This is a genomic window from Actinomycetota bacterium, from assembly GCA_014360645.1.
Lineage (GTDB): Bacteria > Actinomycetota > Geothermincolia > Geothermincolales > RBG-13-55-18 > Solincola_B.
The window spans coordinates 56,244-72,633 of record JACIXD010000015.1 but is presented as its reverse complement, the minus strand read 5'-3'; the positions used below and the strand labels follow the sequence as shown (position 1 = coordinate 72,633).

The following is a 16,390-nucleotide window of genomic DNA, read 5'->3' as shown; positions in this document are numbered from 1 at the left end:
CCGCGAGGCAGAGGAAAGGATTCCTAGCGTGACGGCGCCGGCGGACAAACAGCCGGAAGAGGCGATCTCAGGGAGGAGGACAGAGGATGTACTGTGATGACTGCGGTCTCCCCAGGGGAGTGGGCAAGGCGAACGAATGGAAGCGGAACGGCACCATCGTCAGCAGGTACGAGGCCGGTATCCGCGGCATGTTCATTGACGCCGGGGAGCTCGGCTACCTGATCTCGTCCCTTTCCGGGCGCATGGGGTATGACGTATCCCGCTTGGTGATGGAGGGGAAGCGCAAGGACTCGGCGAACTACGCCCGGGGGCTGATAGAGAGGATCAGGGAATCCGGCTCCCCGGTTCCTGAGGTGGGAGATCTCCTGCGCATGATGGCCGCCAACTACGCCGTGCCCGGCTTTGGGAAGGTGACCATAAGGGAGCTGCTCCCGGACGGCAGCGTGGTCCTGGACATGGAGGGGTTATACAACCTTTCCATGGCCCTGGGCCAGGCTGCCGGCGTCTACGAGGCGGTGAAGGGCATCAGGGGCGACGTGGACCATGAGGGAGACGAGAGGATGTGCCGGGCCATCATCCAGCCTCGCGAGGGAGATCCCGAGCTTGAGAAGCGCATCGAGTCGGAGGTCGAGCAGGAGCCGGTGCTCTCGGGAGAGGGAGGCGCTGCCTATGATGCGTGCCCGCGCTGCTCGGCTCCTCGGGAACTCTCGCGGTGCCTCGAGTGGCGGGTGGAGGACTCCCTCATCTCAGAGCGGCGCTCCGGAAGGAGGTTCGTCTTCGACGACACACGCGGGCTCACCGCGGTGATGAAGGTGCTGGTGGACGAGCTGGGAGAGGACGTGGAGCGCATGCTGGCTGAGATCGCGCGCGAGTACGCCCGCGAGTACTATGCTTCCCTGCGGGATGGCATTACCTTCCAGGAGGAGTCCATCCACATGGCCCTTTTCGGATGGGGGCTACCTGTCGGGATGGAAGAAAGTGGAGACGGGTTTTCCCTGCGCCTCATCAACCCCTTCTACGGGCCGCTCATGGCGGGCAGGGTATGGGGTATGGTGGAGGTATTGGAGGGAAAGGACCTGGAGCTCGGGGATTACGACTGGCAAGAGACGGCGGTGGCGGAGATGTCCCTCACCGCGGCCTGATCCCTCACCCGCGCCCTGCCGCCGACCTCCCGCGCGCGTACGGAGATGAAAGGAACGGGGAACGGCATCACCCCCTCCGGTTTCGCCGCGGCTTCGCGCCGGGATCAGTAGAGCTTGAAGTGGGCCACCATCTCCTGGAGCCGCTCGGCGATGCGGGAAAGCTGCTCGGCGGTGCCGGCGAGCTCGGTGGTGGCGGCGGTCTGTTCCTCGGAAGAGGCCCCGATCTCCTCGTAGGCTCCGGCGGTCGTCTCCACCTGTTCCTTCATGGCGCGCAGGGAGTCGGCCAGCCGCTCGCTCTCCCTCAGCTCCCGCGACGAGGCCTCCGCGATGGCGCCCGCCACGCGCGCCATTTCGCCGACGATGTCGGATATGGAGGCCAAAGAGCGATCGGTACGCTCCACCGTCTCCATGCCCACGTACATGCCCATGGTCCCCTTCTCCATGAGCCCCTTGGCCTTCTCCACGTCGCCTTGGATGGCCCTCACCAGGTCGTGGATGCGCTGCGCCGAACCCGCGGCCTCCTGGGCCAGCTTTTTCACCTCGTCCGCCACCACCGCGAATCCCTTACCGTGTTCCGGCACCCTGGCAGCCTCGATGGCGGCGTTCAGGGCCAGGAGGTTGGTCTGGTCCGCGATGCGGGTGATGATGTCCACGATGGCGCCGATCTTGCGCGAGCTCTCCCCCAGGGAAAGCACGGCCTCCATGGACTCGTCCAGGATGGCCTTGAAACCGGCGATCTTCTCCACCGCGTCGCGTGCGTGGCCCCTCCCCTCCTCTACCGCCGCCTCAGCGTCGCGGCTGATCTCGAAACTGCGGCTGGCCTCGGCGTGGGACATGGAGATGGTGGCGGCGACGCTCTGCATGATCTCCTCCACCTCCCTGATCTGGTCCACCTCGTGCTCGATCTGGCCCGAGAGGTCCTGCACCAGGGCGTTGAGCTCCTCGATGGCCGCCATGATCTGCTCGGAGACGGCCACGATGCTCACCGCCCCCTCGCTCACCTCCCCGGAGGTCTCGCGCAGCTCGCTGCTGATGCTGCGCAGGGAGCGCAGCATCTCCCCATAGGAGCTGGAAAGCTCTCCCATGTCGTCCAGGGAGTCCACCGGGACCTCCACCGTCAGGTCGCCGGTGCCCACCACGCGGCAGGTGCGCACCAGACGGCGGATGGGGTCGGCGAGGTTGCGGGTCATGAGCAGGGTGAGGAACGCGGCCACCCCCACCCCCACCACCAACAGAAGGAGCATGGTGGGGGTGAGGCGTCCGAGGGCGCGGAAGGAGGTCTCCACTGCGGACACCCTGACCAGCGACCCTCCCTCCTCCCCCTCCAAGGCCGCGGCGGTGACGAGGTATTCCCGCCTTCCCGCCTGCGCCACGCGGCTCACCGGTCCCGCCTCCGCCTCGCCTGCACCGGCGGCGAGCTCCTCCCATACCCCGGCGGCGGCATTCCCGCGGGAGAGGTCCAGGACCTCCTCTCCGTTTCGGTCATAGACCACCAGCCTCTCGTCCTCGCCCAGGGAGAGAGCCGCCGCCACCTCCTCGCCACGTGCGCGCAGCCTGCCTTCCTTGCTCAGGTCGGAGAGGCGCTCGGCGAGAAGGAGGACGTTGTCCCGTCCTCTCCGCTCCAGCTCCTCCTTGAGCATCTCGCTGGAGATATAGGAGGAGGCGATCCAGGTGATGCCCAGGGCTAGGAGGAGGACGGTCATGGCAAACACCGCCAGGCGCCTGCCGATGCCCGCGGCGGCGTGAAAGCCGAACCCGCGGCAGTCTGCGAGGAAGGCCTGCAGCACGGGCCGCATCTCGCGGTGGGAGATGAACAGGGTGACGAAGAAATCGGTGAGAGCGAGGAGGACCCCCAGGGAGATGTAGGCGGTGGAAGTATAGGGGGTGAAGTCGGCGTAGCGTCCGAAGAGCAGCACGCTCAAGGTGATGCTGAGGAAGATGCCCGCCGCCACCATGAGGCCGTGCTCGTTGCTGGAGCCGTCCAGCTCTTTCTGCAGGCGCATAGCCAGGGAGCGGTCGGCGGGGTCGCCAGGATCCCTCTCCCGCTCGTACCACGCTTCCAGGCGCGCCGTGAGGCGCCGCTGCCGCGAAAGGTAAGTGACCGCGAAGGCGATGATGAGGGGGACCACCACCGCCGCCAGGGCGAGGAGGAAGACTAGATACTGCCGGGAGGAGAAGCGGAAGATGGTGAGCGAGAAGAGGGCGAGCACCAGCACGGGTATGGTGATGGCCGAGAGCGCGGCCTTGAGCAGCAGCCTTTTCGAGGCCTCGCCCAGCAGCCGCCGGAGTTCCCGCGCTCCGTTCTCCATCATCTCTCCAGCTCGCTCCGCTAGAATGACGCCGACGTGTTATTTAATCGACCCCCTCGAGACTCGCCTTGAGGGAATGGGACGGTGGATGGGACGAGGTCGCCCTCGCTGTCCCCGCGGGGCGCCCTTTCGTGATGCCGACTCCTGAGGCCAGGGACGCGGAAAACCCATAGCCCGCGGCTGTCGGGATGCTATAATCTTCATCACGAGGAGGGAAAGATGAAAGAGGCGGCGGCGAAGCTCCAGGGAAGCGAGCGCTTCCGGCGCATAAGGGAGGAGCTCCTATCGGCCCCCGTGTATCTCTGCCCCGAGAGGGCGCTGCTGGTCACCGCGTTTCACAAACGTCACGACGATCCTTCCGACCACGTGATGCTGCGCAAGGCGAAGGCGCTCCGGCACATCCTGCTCAACAAGTCCGCGTACATCTACCCCCACGAGCTCATCGTGGGCAACGTGGGCTCACGTCGTATCTCCGCCATCATGCAGCCGGAGCTGGCGGGGGTGTTCATGAGCGAGGACCTGCTGTGGATCGACCGGCGCAGGGCCACGCCCCTGCGCATATCCTGGCGGGACAGGCTGCGCCTTCTGGTGGAGGTCATACCCTACTGGCTGACGCACAACATGAACTCCCGCGCTTTCCGGGACCGTCGGCACCTCCTGCGCTACGTGAGGGAACAGCTCAACCCGGTCTATTACCTCATCAACGAGGCGGGAGGCATCGGGCATTTCCTTCCCGGTTACGAGAGGATGATCCGGCTGGGGGTGCGTGGATTCCTCGAGGAGATGGAGGGAAGGCAGGGCCCCCTCTACGAGGCGGCGCGCATCGCCTGCGAGGGGCTGGTCGGCTTCGCGCGGCGTCTCTCCGCGGAGGCGGAGAGCCTGGCAAGGGGAGAGGTGGACCCCCTCCGCCGGGATGAGCTGCGCGAGATAGCCCGTATCTGCCGCAAGGTCCCCGCGGAACCGGCGGATACCTTCCACGAGGCGCTGCAGTCCCTGTGGCTCACTCACCTGGCGGTGAATCTGGAGAGCCTCAACTCCGCGGTGTCCTTCGGGCGCGTGGACCAGTACCTCTATCCCTATTACCGGCGGGACCTGGAGGAGGGGCGCCTCACCCGGGAGCAGGCTAAAGACATGCTCCTCTCCTTCAGCGCCAAGGCGGCGGAGCACGTCTTCCTCCTCTCGGAGAGGATAAGCCAGTACCACGGAGGATACCTGGTGGTGCAGGCGGCCGTTGTCGGCGGCATGGACCGCGAGGGGAACGACGCCGTCAACGACCTCACCTACCTCTTCCTGGAGGTCATGGAGGAGGCGGGGCTGCGCGACCCCAACTACCAGGCTAGGGTGCATGCCGGGTCCCCCGATGAGTACCTGAGGAGGGTGGCGGAGGTGGCGCGCGGGGGCAACGGCATGCCCGCCGTCTTCGGAGACGAGGCGGCGGTGGCCTCGCTGGTATACCACGGCTACGAGGTGGAGGAGGCGCGCGACTACGCCGTGGTGGGATGTGTGGAACTGGCACTACCTGGAAAAAGTTTCCTTTCCACCGACGCGGCGCTCTTCAACCTTCCGCTCTGCCTGGAGCTGGCTTTGAACCAAGGCCGGCGCTTCGGCGCGCGGCGCAGGGTCGGTGCCGCGACGCCGCCCCCCGGGGAGTTCCGCGACCTGGAGGAGGTGATCGACGCCTTCCGTGCACAGGTGGAGAGCATGGTGGACAGGATGGTCGGCGACCTCCAAGTGGTGGAGACGGGGAACCGGGACTACCACCCCACGCCCTTCTCCTCCATGCTGGTGGAGGGATGCCTGGAGACGGGGAAGGACTTGACGGAGGGGGGAGCGAGGTACAACTCCAGCGGCGTGCAGGGGGTGGGGGTGGCGGACGTGGCCGATTCCCTGGCCGCCCTCGAACAGGTGGTGTTCGGAAGCGGGAGATATTCCATGGCCGAGGTGGTGGAGGCGTTGAAGTCGGACTTCGCGGGGCAAGAGCGCCTGCGGGCGGAGCTGCTCACCGCCCCCAAGTTCGGCAACGACGACCCGCGTGCCGACCGCTACGCCGACCTCGTGGTGCGCATCTTCCACGACGCCTTGGCGCGGCACCGCAACACGCGGGGCGGCCCGTACGTGCCCGGTTTCTATTCCGTCACCTGCCACGTAGCCTTCGGCCGCGGGACGGGCGCCCTTCCCAGCGGACGCCGTGCCGGGGAACCGCTCGCCTCCAGTCTCAGCCCCGCCAACGGCCGCGATCGTCTGGGGCCCACCGCCCTGCTCAACTCCGTGACCGCGGTGGACTCGAGGCTAATGCCCAACGGGTGCGCGGTGAACCTCAGCTTCGACCCCGTAAGCCTTGGCGGGGAGCGGGGGGTGGAGAACCTCGCCGCCCTCCTGCGGGGCTACTTCGCGCGGGGAGGGATGCAGGTGCAGTTCAACGTCATCGATCCCCAGCTCCTGCTGGATGCCCGCCGCAACCCCGGCAAGTATCCCGGCTTGGTGGTGCGGGTGGCCGGGTACTGCGCCTACTTCGACGACCTTCCCGACGCCGCCAAGGAGGAGATCATCTCCCGTACCCTCCAGCGCGCATAAGAATGGGGTCAGATCTTCGATCTTCGATCGCGGATCGAAAACGAGGTCTGCCGTCGGGATGTACGCCGCATCCAGCTTCGTTTACAGATCTGGGCCCTGTTTGCGATCTTCGATTACAATGAAATAAGGCGGTCTCCCTTGGCACAACGACGTGATCGAGGACCTAAGCCGGGTCCCCGGGGTGGAGGGCGCATGAGCGAAGAGGAACTGAGACGGGAGCTGGAGCGGCTGCGCGCCCGCGTGACCGAACTCGAGTATAAAGAGAGAGAGTTCGCGGCGGCCAGGGAGACCCTCATCCAGGGTCTGAGGGCTTTCGCCGTGGTGCTGGAGCATACTCCCGAGGTCAATATACTGGCCGGCGCGGACGGCACCATCAAGAGCGTGTCTCCCTCGGTGCGCAGGATCGCGGGTTACCGGGAGGAGGAGCTGGTTGGCCGGAGGGCCATTTCGTATATTCACGAGGAGGACCGGGTGCGGGCTCTGGAGTATTTCTCCCGCACCCTCTCGCAGGAGGAACCCGGTCCCAGGGAGGAGTTCAGGTACCGCCACGCCGACGGCTCCTGGCACGTCCTCGACATCGTGTGCGTCAACCTCCTGGACAATCCCGCGGTGGGAGGGGTGCTCATGATCGCCAGGGATGTCACCGACCGCAAGGAGACGGAGGATGCGCTCCGCCGCAGCGAGTTGTATTTCCGCTCCCTTATCCGCAACGCGGCGGACATGATCACCATCCTCGACGGGGACCTCACCTTCCGCTGGGGAAGCCGCGCCACCGCGCTCATCACCGGCCATGGCGAGGAGACCTACGGTAGGTCCATACTGGATTACATCCACCCCGACGACGTGGAGGATTCACGCCGGGACTTCGAGGTCATCCTGGCCACTCCAGGGGTCCCCTATCACTGCGTGAGGCGCTTCCGTCACGCCGACGGGACCTATCACCACCATCACGCCATCCTCACCAATCTCCTTCATGAGCCTTCGGTGCGGGGCATCATCATCAATTCCCGCGACGTCACCGAGAGGGTGGTCATGGAGGAGCGACTGCGCGCCAGCGTCCGGGAACTGGACGCCTTCGCTACCACCGTCTCCCACGATCTGCGCACGCCTCTCTCCCTCATCCAGGGTTATGCCCAGCTCCTGCGGGCCGGCGACGTCAGCGAGGAGGAGAGGGAGATGTACCTGGACAACATCATCACCGCCGCCAGGCGCATGGATGAGCTCACGGCATCCCTGCTCGAGTACGCGCAGGCGGGAAGGCCGGCGGGGGAGGTCTCCCCGGTAGATCCCCGACTAGTGCTGGAGGAGGTGCTGTTCGAGAACGCGGAGGCTCTTGGGGAAAGGGGGGCCGAGGTGGCGGTGGAAGACGCGCTTCCCACCATCATGGTGGACCCCCTGAAGCTGCGCCAGGTCTTCGCGAACCTGGTGGAGAACGCCCTCAAGTATGCCGCGATCCACCGGGGCCTGCGCATCGAGGTGGGCGCGATGAGCCACGGCAATACTGCCACCCTCTTCGTACGCGATAACGGCGACGGCATCGACCCCCGGCTGCGCGAGGAGATCTTCCAGCCCTTCCGGCGCTCCGCGAAGGCGGGATCGGCCGGTTTGGGCATCGGCCTTTCCACGGTGAAGCGGGCGGTGGAAGGGTGGGGAGGAAAGATATGGGTGGAATCGGAGCCGGGGAAGGGCGCGGCCTTCTATTTCACCGCCCCCCTCGCGGAAGCCGGACCCAGGTGAGCCGCCGCAACAATCGCTGATTGGTGATGGTGAGCGGAGCCGTCCCGACCGCCTCGAGGAAGCCGGACCCAGGTGAGCCGCCGCTGACGCGCGGCGTAATCCCGCCTGACTGCCTGACTTGAAACGGCGCCGCCGCCCGGGCTATAATCAACCCGCTCGCTGAGCAGAATACGAGCTCTCCGAGCCCGACCCCCTAAGGCGCCGGCTACGGGGGCGGGCCGATAGGGTGCAGGTGGAAACGCCCGTGCCTCCCGTGTTTGGAAAGGAGAGGGGATTGCGTGGTGAAGCCTGCCCGTCCTCTCCGGACGGGGTTTTTTTCGGTGGGGAAAGGCCCCGCATCATCACCGTGTCCGGAGCCAACAAGGATATCGGCAAGAGCTCCCTGGCCGCCTACCTCGCGGCGCGCTGCCGCTCCTGCGCGGGCATGAAGGTCTCCATCCACGCCGAGAGGCCGCCCGGAGAGGTGATCCTGGAGGAGAAGGACCCCGCCGCGTCGCCCGCCACGGACACCTCGCGCCTGCTCGCCGCGGGCGCGCGCCCCGTGCTCTGGGTGCGCTCCACCCGGGAGAGCCTGGCCGCGGACCTGCGGGAGGTCTTCTCGCGCCTGGAAGCGCCGGTGGTCATCGTGGAGGGCAACAGCGTCCTTGAGCACCTGGAGCCCGACTACGCCGTGTTCGTCATGGGACCGACCTTCGCGGGCTTCAAGCCCTCGGCGTTCGAGGCCATCGCCAGGGCGCACACCGTGGTGGTGAACGGCGAGGGAGCCCCGCGGGGCGGGGAGATGCTGGAACTGGAAAAGAAAGTAAAGGAGCTGAACCCGCGCGCCAAGCTGGTGGTGGTCTGCGAACTGGGAAGGGAGAGGGCCTGGGAGGTGGTACTCTCGCGCGCGGCGGGAAGAGTGGGAGGTGAGCACATGTCCGACGGGGTGGACGAGAGGGTGAAAGAGGCGGTGAAGGAAAGGGCGGAGGAAGGCCGTATCCCCTGCGCCGTGGCGCTGAAGCTGGCCGAGGAGCTGGGGGTCCCCGCCCTGGAGGTGGGCAAGGCGGCCAACGCCCTGGGGATAAAGATCGTGGCCTGCTCCCTGGGCTGCTTTTAAAACGGCCATGCGGCGTGGTAGCCGGGGCCGGTGAAGCCCTGCCCTGCCGCGACCTGACCGGAACCTTGAAAACACAGGAGAAGCGGAAGACCTCCGAGCTCCGTTCCTAAGGCCGTAAGGCTATGGATATGAGCCGACAGGGTGCGGGGGGAAACCCCCGCGCCTCCCGTGCTTGGAAAGGAGGTGGTCGCATTCGAATGGTGAAGTAAGGCAAGGGTTTGGCCATTGCGGGCAAGGAGTCGCCCTTGCCCGCGGGACACGTCCGGTGGCGATAGAGCATCCGGAGCGGTAAGAGCAGTTCTCGGAAGCAGAAAGGAATCGTGCGGATGACGAAGACCAAGAGATGGGCAGCGCTCATGGCGGGGACACTCGCCGTCCTGGCCATGGCCGCCATGATCATGGGGTGCGGGGAGAAGAAGGCGGAAGAGGTGGAGAGGACGGAGCTCATCCTGGCCACCACCACCAGCACCCAGGACTCCGGCCTCCTGGACGAATGGATCCCCATGTTCGAGGAGGACAACCCCTATGCGGTGAAGGTCATCGCCGTGGGCAGCGGCGAGGCCATGGAGATGGGGAAGAAGGGCGAGTGCGACGTCATGCTGGTACACAGCCCCGCCGCCGAGGAACAGCTGGTGGCGGAGGGTTACGCCATAGACCGCAACGCGGTCATGCACAACGATTTCATCATCGTCGGGCCGGCCGCCGATCCCGCCCGGGCGAAGGAGGCCGCCTCCGCCAAGGACGCCTTTGCCGCCATCGCCGCCTCGCAGTCCGGGTTCGTATCCCGGGCGGACGAGTCCGGGACGCATACCAAGGAGAAGAACATCTGGAAGGCCGCCGACATCTCCCCGGCGGGAGCGTGGTATATGGAAAGCGGCAAGGGCATGGGGGACACCCTGCGCATCGCTTCGGAGGAAGGGGCCTACACCCTCAGCGATCGCGGCACCTTTCTCAGCATGAAGGACGAACTGGACCTGGAGATCCTTTTCCAGGGCGATCCGATACTCTTCAACAATTATCACGTCATGAACGTCAACCCGGAGAAATGGCCGGACGTGAACTACGAGGGCGCACGGGCCTTCAACGCCTTCTGCGTCTCGGCCGCGGCACAGGAATTTCTCAACGTCTTCGGGGTGGAGGAGTACGGGGAGCAGTTGTTCTACCCCGACGCTCTCTAGAATAGGCAGAAGATGATCGTGGGCGACGGCCCCGGCGGGGAGGCCGGGGCCGCGCCGCCCGTGTCTTGACCCGCGGGAAGGAGGAGAAACGGGGGATGGGAGAGATCTGGCGGGGATTGGTGGAGGCCCTGAAGCTCATCGTCCACCTGGATCCCTACGTGATGAAGATAACCCTCTTCACCCTCTACGTCTGCGCCATCGCCACGGCGGCGGGCATGCTCCTGGGCATCCCCCTGGGATCGGCGCTCGCCGTTTACCGTTTCCGCGGCAGGAAAATACTGGTAACCCTGGTCAACGCCGGCATGGGCCTTCCGCCGGTGGTGGTGGGCCTGTTCGTGTACATGTTCCTGAAGAGGAGGGGCCCCCTCGGTTTCCTGGGCTGGCTCTATACTCCCAGGGCCATCATCCTGGCCGAGGTGGTGCTGGCCATGCCGCTCATCGCCGGCATCACCATGGCCGCCCTGCAGAACGTCGATCCCCGGCTGCGCATGCAGTCCAAGTCCCTGGGTGCCGGCGAGATAGGTTCCCTCCTCACCCTCCTGCGGGAGACCCGCCTTTCCCTGGTGGCCGCGGTCATCGCCGGTTTCGGGGCGATCATCTCCGAGGTGGGCGCGGCGATGATGGTGGGGGGAAACCTGTTGATCGGGGGGGAGCCCTACACCCGCACCCTGACCACGGCCACCGTCCTGGAGGTGAGCAAGGGAAACAGCGAGATGGCCATCGCTCTGGGGATCATCCTCCTGTCCATCACCATCCTCCTGGTCTGGGTGATGACCCTCTTCCAGCAGGGGACGTTGCTCAGCCATCCGGCCAGGGTCGCGCGCGGCCTCTTCTCCCGGCGCCGCAAGGAGGCCGCGGCTTGAGGGCGCTGGTGACCGTCGAGGGCCTGCGGCATTTCTACGGCGGGCGCAAGGTGCTCGACGTGGAACGCCTGGAGGTCGTGGAGGGGGAGATCCTGGCGGTGGTCGGCCCCAACGGCTCTGGCAAGAGCACCCTGCTGCGCATCCTCGACCTGCTGGAGAAGCCTGCCCGGGGGGAGGTGGCCTACTGGGACGGCACGCGCCTCTCGGGCATGGACCGCGGGAAGAGAAAACACCTGGCGAGGCAGATGGCCATGATCTTCCAGGAACCGCTGCTCTTCAAGCGCAGCGTGCGGGCGAACGTCGAGTACGGCCTCAAGGCGCGCCGGGTGGGCAGGGAGGAGAGGAGGCGCCTGGCCGGCGAGATGCTCGCGAGGCTGAACCTGGCGGATCTCGCGGAGCGCGACGCCATGACCCTCTCCGGGGGCGAGGCGCAGAAGGTGGCCCTGGGCAGGGCCATGGTGCTCAAGCCCCGCCTGTTGCTCCTGGACGAGCCCCTGGCCTCCCTCGACGCCCCCTCCCGCCGGGACCTGCTGGCGTACATCTCGGGCCTGGCGCGGGAGATGGGGGTGACCGCCATATACGTATCCCACGACTACCACGAGGTGCTGGAGATCGCCGACCGCCTGGCGGTGCTCATCGGCGGAGAGCTGCTCCAGACGGGGAGGCCGGGCGAGGTGTTCGGCAGGCCCGCCAGCGAAACCGTGGCGGAGTTCCTGGGCGCGGAGAACCTCCTGGAGGGGGTGGTCAGGGAATGCCGCGAGGGCATGTGCCGCCTGGACATCGCCGGCGTGGAGATCGAGGCCCTGTGCGAGCTGCCGCCGGGCTCCAGGGCAAAGGTGCTCATCCATCCCGAGGAGGTGGCCCTGTTGCCCGGGACCACGGAGGCGGGATCGGTGCGCAACCGTTTGCGCTCGCGTGTCGTCGCGGTCAGGCCCATGGGGGCGCTGGTGAGGGTGGGCCTGGACTGCGGCTTCCCCTTCTCCGCGTATATTACCCGGACCTCCCGCGAGGAGATGGGGATCGAGCCCGGGGCGGAGGTCACCGCGGCGGTCAAGGCCACCGCCGTCCACGTCATGCCCTTCACCTCCCGCTGAGATGGCGGTGCCCGGCGCGTTACCGCCCCCCGTCGCCCTTTGCCGCGGCGCGGCGTTTTCTCCCGCCGGGATGCGGTGCCCGGCGTGAAACGCTCCGTCCATCGGGCTCCTCGACGGCATGGACGTTCTTCCCTGAAGGGAGATGTACGGCACGGTCCGCGGCGCGGCGGCGGCGCCGGCTGCGTGCGTCGAGGCGGGGCGGCCGCCTGGTGTAGAATGTACCCCATGGCGAAGATATCGTTGTCACGGCGTGGGATCGGCGCTTCCGCGGCCGTGCTCCTCTGCGCCCTGCTGTTCTGCGCTTTACCGGGCTGCGGGTCGGAGGGAAGGCCTCCCCTGGTGCTGGCGGCCACCAGCGACCTGGAGGGGAGCGGGCTCCTCGAGGCATGGGCGAGCGATTTCCAGCGCCGGAGCGGGCGCGCGGTGGAGGTGGTCACGGACACCGACGACCGGGTGTGCGACATGGCGCGCCACGGCGAGTGCGACCTCATCCTCACCCATGTATCCCACGACGAGGAGAGCCTGGAGAGGTCGGGCTACGTGACGGACAGGCAGGAGGTCATGCGGGGAGAATACATGCTGGTGGGGCCGCCCGGAGATCCCGCGGGCGCCCGGGAGGCGGACGGGATCCCCGGAGCCCTGAGGAGGATAGCGGAGGCGGGGCAACCCTTCGTGCTCCGCGTGGACGGGTCCGGCGCCGCCATCAAGGCCGGCGGCCTATGGTCCCTGGCGGGGTTGGAGGAGGCGGGAGACTGGCTGCGGCGCTCCATGGAGAGCGAGGAGGGAGCCCTGCGGGAGGCGGCGGCGGAGAGGGCGTATGCCCTCACCATGCGCCATGCCTTCGAGAGGCTGGCGGGAGAGCTAGGCCTGGAGGTGGTCAGGGAAGGGGGAGAGGACCTGGAGGACTCCTATCACGCCATGGTGGTGAGCACCCTCACCTACCCCGATACCGACGTGGCCGGCGCGCTGGAGTTCATCTCCTACCTGCTCTCGGAGGCGGGGCAGGGACATCTGGGGACGGGTCCCTGGAGGCCTCCGACACAGTGAGGTGTCGGCGCAGGTGCGGAAACGCCGCGCCCGCGCGGTGACCGGAGACGCGGGAGGCGGCGGCGGTCCGCGAATGTTTACCAGAATATGGCATACGCGCCGCGGCCCGCATGCGGCGCGCGGCGGGGAGGGCGTCTTCCGGGCGGGATGAGTACGGTGGGTCGCGGCGCGGCGGCGCCTGTCCGCGGGGACGGGTTGGGCCGGAAGCCGTTTTCGGGATACCTTTGGAACACGGAGGCGCAGCGGCGCTTCCCGGTAAGCACGGGAGGTCGTTGGGGATGTTGAGGGTGGAAGAGGCGAGGGAGAAGGTGCTGGAGGCGGTGGGGACGCTGGAGACGGCGGAGACGCCTCTCCTCGAAGCGCTGGGGCTCACCCTGGCGGAGGAGGCGGTGGCGCGGCATGACATCCCCCCCTTCGACAACTCGGCCATGGACGGCTACGCGGTGAGGTCGGAGGACGTGGCCGGCGCCTCGGAGGAGAGCCCCGTGGAGCTGGTGGTGTTGGGCGACCTGGCTGCGGGGTACGCGCCCCGGGTGGCCCTGGAGCGGGGACAGGCCCTGCGCATCATGACCGGAGCGCCGGTGCCGGAGGGGTGCGACGCCGTGGTCCCCGTGGAGCAGACCCGCGCCGGGGAGGGGAGCGTGCTGGTCCTGAAGGCGGTGGCTCGGGGGTCCAACGTGCGCCGGGCGGGAGAGGACGTGAGGAAGGGCGAGACGGTGCTGGCACCGGGGACGCCTATCGGGCCCGCGGAACTGGGGATGCTTTCCAGCCTGGGATACGCCCGCCCCCGGTGTTTCCGCCGCGCCAGGGTGGGGATCATCTCCACCGGCGACGAGCTGGTGGGAGTGGAGGAGGAGCTGGCGCCGGGGAAGATCCGCGACTCCAACAGCTACACCCTCTTCGGCATGGTGCGCGAGGCGGGGGCGGAGCCCCTGCGCCTGGGCGTGGTGCGGGACGACGCCGCCCTCCTGGAGCGGACCATCCTCGACAACCTGGAAAGGGTGGACCTCTTCGTCACCAGCGGAGGGGTCTCGGTGGGCGACTACGACATGGTCAAGGAGGTGCTGGGAAAGCTGGGGGAGATGAACTTCTGGAAGGTGGCCATGCGCCCCGGCAAGCCCCAGGCCTTCGGCCACATAGGCGGCAAGCCCCTCTTCGGCCTGCCCGGGAACCCCGTCTCGGTGATGGTCTCCTTCGAGCAGTTCGTGCGCCCCGCGCTCCTCAAGATGATGGGGCGCCGCGAGCTCTTCCGACCCCGCGTCACCGCGGTCCTCGACGCCCCCATGGGGCGCAGAGAGGGACGCACGGAGTTCATACGCGTGATCGCGGATTGGCGCGACGGCCGCTACCATGTCCGCCCCACCGGCCCCCAGGGCAGCGGCATCCTGCGCTCCATGGTGCTCGGCAACGCCCTTGCCGTGCTTCCCGAGGACGTCGGCCGCCTGGAGCCCGGCGCCGAGGTGGAGATAGAGATGCTGCGCTGAACCCCGGCCGCGCCGGAAGGCGTCGGCGCGGGACTCCTCGAGTCCGGCGGACGGCGCGCGGCAGCGCCCGCCTCCTCATCGCCACCTGCCGTCTGGGGTCGGCCCGCCCCCGGCTGCTCCCCCGGTTTCCACGCCTCGATGGTGGGGCGCGCGGAAAGGAGGTCCTTCCCATCTCTTCCCACTCCCGCCCCTCCCCTACGCCCCGCTGCGATGACGAGCTTGATATTCATAAAAATAGATAGTAATATAATATTCACAAGTCAGAATCACTAGCTGTACAGGGGGTAAGCGCCATGAGCGATTACGACGTGGTGGTCATAGGCGGGGGGATCGGCGGTCTCTCGGCGGCAGCCCTCTGTCAGAAGGCGGGGATGAAGACCCTGGTGCTCGAGCAGTCGCAGCGCATCGGCGGCTGCTGCTCCACCTACGAGGCGGAGGGCTTCCATTTCGACGTGGGGGCGAGCGTGGTGGAGGTCACCCGCGCCTTCGACGAGCTCTTCAAGCGCCTGGAGCTGCCCCGGGAGAGATACATCCCCCTCATCCCCGTGGACCCCATCTACGACTACTGCGACAACACCCGGGGGGTGCGCTTCGCCTATCCCACCTCGGTGGAGGGCACGGCGCGGGTGATCGCGGAGTTCTCCCCCGAGGACGCCCGGGCTTTCCTGAAGTTCGCTGAGGACTACACGCCCAAGATCAAGGGGCTGGTGGACAACTTCTTCTACGCGCCTTCCCTGGGGTTCATGGACACCATCAGGCTTATCGTCAAATATCCCCAGATGATCTCGGTGCTCCCCATGTTCGTGACCACCCACCAGAAGATAGTTGCCAGATATTTCAAGAACTCCGACGTGCTTGCTTCCATGGCCTTCCAATCCTTCTACGCCGGCCTGCCGCCGGACATGTGTGCCGGGCTGTATGCCATCGTGGGGCTCCTGGAGCACGAGGGCATCTATTACCCCGAGGGAGGCATGATACGCATCCCCGCCGGCATCCAGCAGGCCTTCGAGGACCTGGGGGGCGAGACGCGCTTCGACGCCCGCGCGGTGCGGGTGATGGTGGAGAACCGCCGGGCCGTGGGAGTGGAGCTGTGGGACGGCACCGAGATCACCGCCCGCAACGTGGTGGGGGCCATCAACGCCAAGAAGCTCTACGAGGAGATGATCGGGAGGGAGCACCTCCCCTGGCACGTCTGGAGAGGGGTGCGCTCGCTGGTCCTCTCCATGCCCTGCCCCATGATCTACCTGGGAATAGATTACGAACCGCCCCTCAACGCCCACCACACCCTGACCCTGACCGACCCCAAGGTGATGAACGACTACTGGAGCGATTATTACCTCAAGGGCAGGCTTTACGAGAAGGACGGGCGCGTGGAGGTGATGGGCCTCATCTCCTGGGCCTCCAAGATCGACTCCTCGCTGGCCCCCCCGGGAAAGCACGTGCTGACCCACATGGGGCTGGCTCCCTACAACCTGGCGGGCAACGACTGGGACCGCTACAAGGAGAGGTACATAGACGAGGCCATCGCCACCATCGAGCGCTATATCATCCCGGACCTCTCCGAGCACGTGGTCTATCGGGACATGGCGACGCCCAAGGACCTCGAGCGCATGCTCCTGCATCCGGGCGGAGCCGTTTACGGCATCCAGACCGACTTGAGCCACATGGCGGTGTTCCGTCCCGCCAACCGCTCCAAGTGCATCAAGAACCTCTATTTGGCGGGAGCCTCCACCCATCCCGGCGGAGGGGTGCCCGCGGTGGTGGCGGGGGGGATCATCACCGGCGGCCTCATCGTGAGGGACAACGCCTGAGGGGAGGGGCGCGGGGCAAGCACGCGGATTTACGGCGGATAGGTGGCGGACGGAA

The 16,390-nt window shown here is 67.0% G+C and carries 11 protein-coding genes and 2 riboswitches; of the genes, 10 read left to right on the top strand and 1 reads right to left on the bottom strand.

Annotated elements, in window-relative coordinates; all coding sequences use genetic code 11:
• The first annotated feature begins 86 nt into the window (after nt 1-86).
• Nucleotides 87-1,142, top strand: a complete 1,056-nt coding sequence (locus H5T74_12670; protein MBC7231230.1) for a hypothetical protein — start codon at nt 87-89, stop codon at nt 1,140-1,142.
• A 104-nt stretch (nt 1,143-1,246) separates the two neighbouring features.
• On the opposite strand, the gene H5T74_12665 is transcribed toward H5T74_12670, so the two are convergent.
• Nucleotides 1,247-3,454 (bottom strand): methyl-accepting chemotaxis protein, encoded by a 2,208-nt coding sequence (locus H5T74_12665; GenBank protein ID MBC7231229.1) that lies wholly within the window; start codon nt 3,452-3,454, stop codon nt 1,247-1,249.
• Nucleotides 3,455-3,670: 216 nt separating this feature from the next.
• Here H5T74_12665 and H5T74_12660 point away from each other — a divergent pair, with 216 nt between their 5' ends.
• From H5T74_12660 to H5T74_12620, 9 genes are all read left to right on the top strand, one after another.
• Nucleotides 3,671-6,025, top strand: a complete 2,355-nt coding sequence (locus H5T74_12660; protein ID MBC7231228.1) for a formate C-acetyltransferase/glycerol dehydratase family glycyl radical enzyme — start codon at nt 3,671-3,673, stop codon at nt 6,023-6,025.
• Nucleotides 6,026-6,217: 192 nt separating this feature from the next.
• The gene (locus tag H5T74_12655) at nt 6,218-7,762 is read left to right on the top strand and encodes a PAS domain S-box protein (protein ID MBC7231227.1); all 1,545 of its coding nucleotides are present in this window, start codon (nt 6,218-6,220) and stop codon (nt 7,760-7,762) included.
• Between the two features lie 165 nt (nt 7,763-7,927).
• Nucleotides 7,928-8,046: riboswitch (molybdenum cofactor riboswitch) on the top strand.
• Nucleotides 8,047-8,675: 629 nt separating this feature from the next.
• The gene (locus H5T74_12650) at nt 8,676-8,858 is read left to right on the top strand and encodes a hypothetical protein (GenBank protein MBC7231226.1); all 183 of its coding nucleotides are present in this window, start codon (nt 8,676-8,678) and stop codon (nt 8,856-8,858) included.
• 79 nt (nt 8,859-8,937) lie between these two features.
• A riboswitch (molybdenum cofactor riboswitch) is annotated at nt 8,938-9,057 on the top strand.
• A gap of 127 nt (nt 9,058-9,184) precedes the next feature.
• On the top strand, nt 9,185-10,036 hold the full coding sequence (locus H5T74_12645; protein MBC7231225.1) for a substrate-binding domain-containing protein: 852 nt from the start codon (nt 9,185-9,187) through the stop codon (nt 10,034-10,036).
• 95 nt (nt 10,037-10,131) lie between these two features.
• Entirely contained in the window at nt 10,132-10,899 is a 768-nt protein-coding gene (locus H5T74_12640) for an ABC transporter permease (GenBank protein MBC7231224.1), read from the top strand.
• Nucleotides 10,896-11,993, top strand: coding sequence for an ABC transporter ATP-binding protein (locus H5T74_12635; protein ID MBC7231223.1), 1,098 nt, complete (start codon nt 10,896-10,898; stop codon nt 11,991-11,993). The genes H5T74_12640 and H5T74_12635 overlap by 4 nt, the downstream gene beginning before the upstream one ends.
• A 225-nt stretch (nt 11,994-12,218) precedes the next feature.
• On the top strand, nt 12,219-13,040 hold the full coding sequence (locus H5T74_12630; protein MBC7231222.1) for a hypothetical protein: 822 nt from the start codon (nt 12,219-12,221) through the stop codon (nt 13,038-13,040).
• A gap of 278 nt (nt 13,041-13,318) precedes the next feature.
• Nucleotides 13,319-14,524 carry a molybdopterin molybdotransferase MoeA gene (locus H5T74_12625; protein MBC7231221.1) on the top strand — a complete coding sequence of 402 codons (1,206 nt, stop codon included), beginning with the start codon at nt 13,319-13,321 and terminating at the stop codon, nt 14,522-14,524.
• A gap of 293 nt (nt 14,525-14,817) precedes the next feature.
• The gene (locus H5T74_12620; protein MBC7231220.1) at nt 14,818-16,335 is read left to right on the top strand and encodes an NAD(P)/FAD-dependent oxidoreductase; all 1,518 of its coding nucleotides are present in this window, start codon (nt 14,818-14,820) and stop codon (nt 16,333-16,335) included.
• Nucleotides 16,336-16,390: the final 55 nt, after the last annotated feature.

Bases quoted from the DNA above. Each gene is read 5' to 3' on its own strand.
- H5T74_12670 (MBC7231230.1), top strand. From the start codon at position 87: ATGTACTGTGATGACTGCGGTCTCCCCAGGGGAGTGGGCAAGGCGAAC.
- H5T74_12665 (MBC7231229.1), bottom strand. From the start codon at position 3,454: ATGATGGAGAACGGAGCGCGGGAACTCCGGCGGCTGCTGGGCGAGGCC.
- H5T74_12660 (MBC7231228.1), top strand. From the start codon at position 3,671: ATGAAAGAGGCGGCGGCGAAGCTCCAGGGAAGCGAGCGCTTCCGGCGC.
- H5T74_12655 (MBC7231227.1), top strand. From the start codon at position 6,218: ATGAGCGAAGAGGAACTGAGACGGGAGCTGGAGCGGCTGCGCGCCCGC.
- H5T74_12650 (MBC7231226.1), top strand. From the start codon at position 8,676: ATGTCCGACGGGGTGGACGAGAGGGTGAAAGAGGCGGTGAAGGAAAGG.
- H5T74_12645 (MBC7231225.1), top strand. From the start codon at position 9,185: ATGACGAAGACCAAGAGATGGGCAGCGCTCATGGCGGGGACACTCGCC.
- H5T74_12640 (MBC7231224.1), top strand. From the start codon at position 10,132: ATGGGAGAGATCTGGCGGGGATTGGTGGAGGCCCTGAAGCTCATCGTC.
- H5T74_12630 (MBC7231222.1), top strand. From the start codon at position 12,219: ATGGCGAAGATATCGTTGTCACGGCGTGGGATCGGCGCTTCCGCGGCC.
- H5T74_12625 (MBC7231221.1), top strand. From the start codon at position 13,319: ATGTTGAGGGTGGAAGAGGCGAGGGAGAAGGTGCTGGAGGCGGTGGGG.
- H5T74_12620 (MBC7231220.1), top strand. From the start codon at position 14,818: ATGAGCGATTACGACGTGGTGGTCATAGGCGGGGGGATCGGCGGTCTC.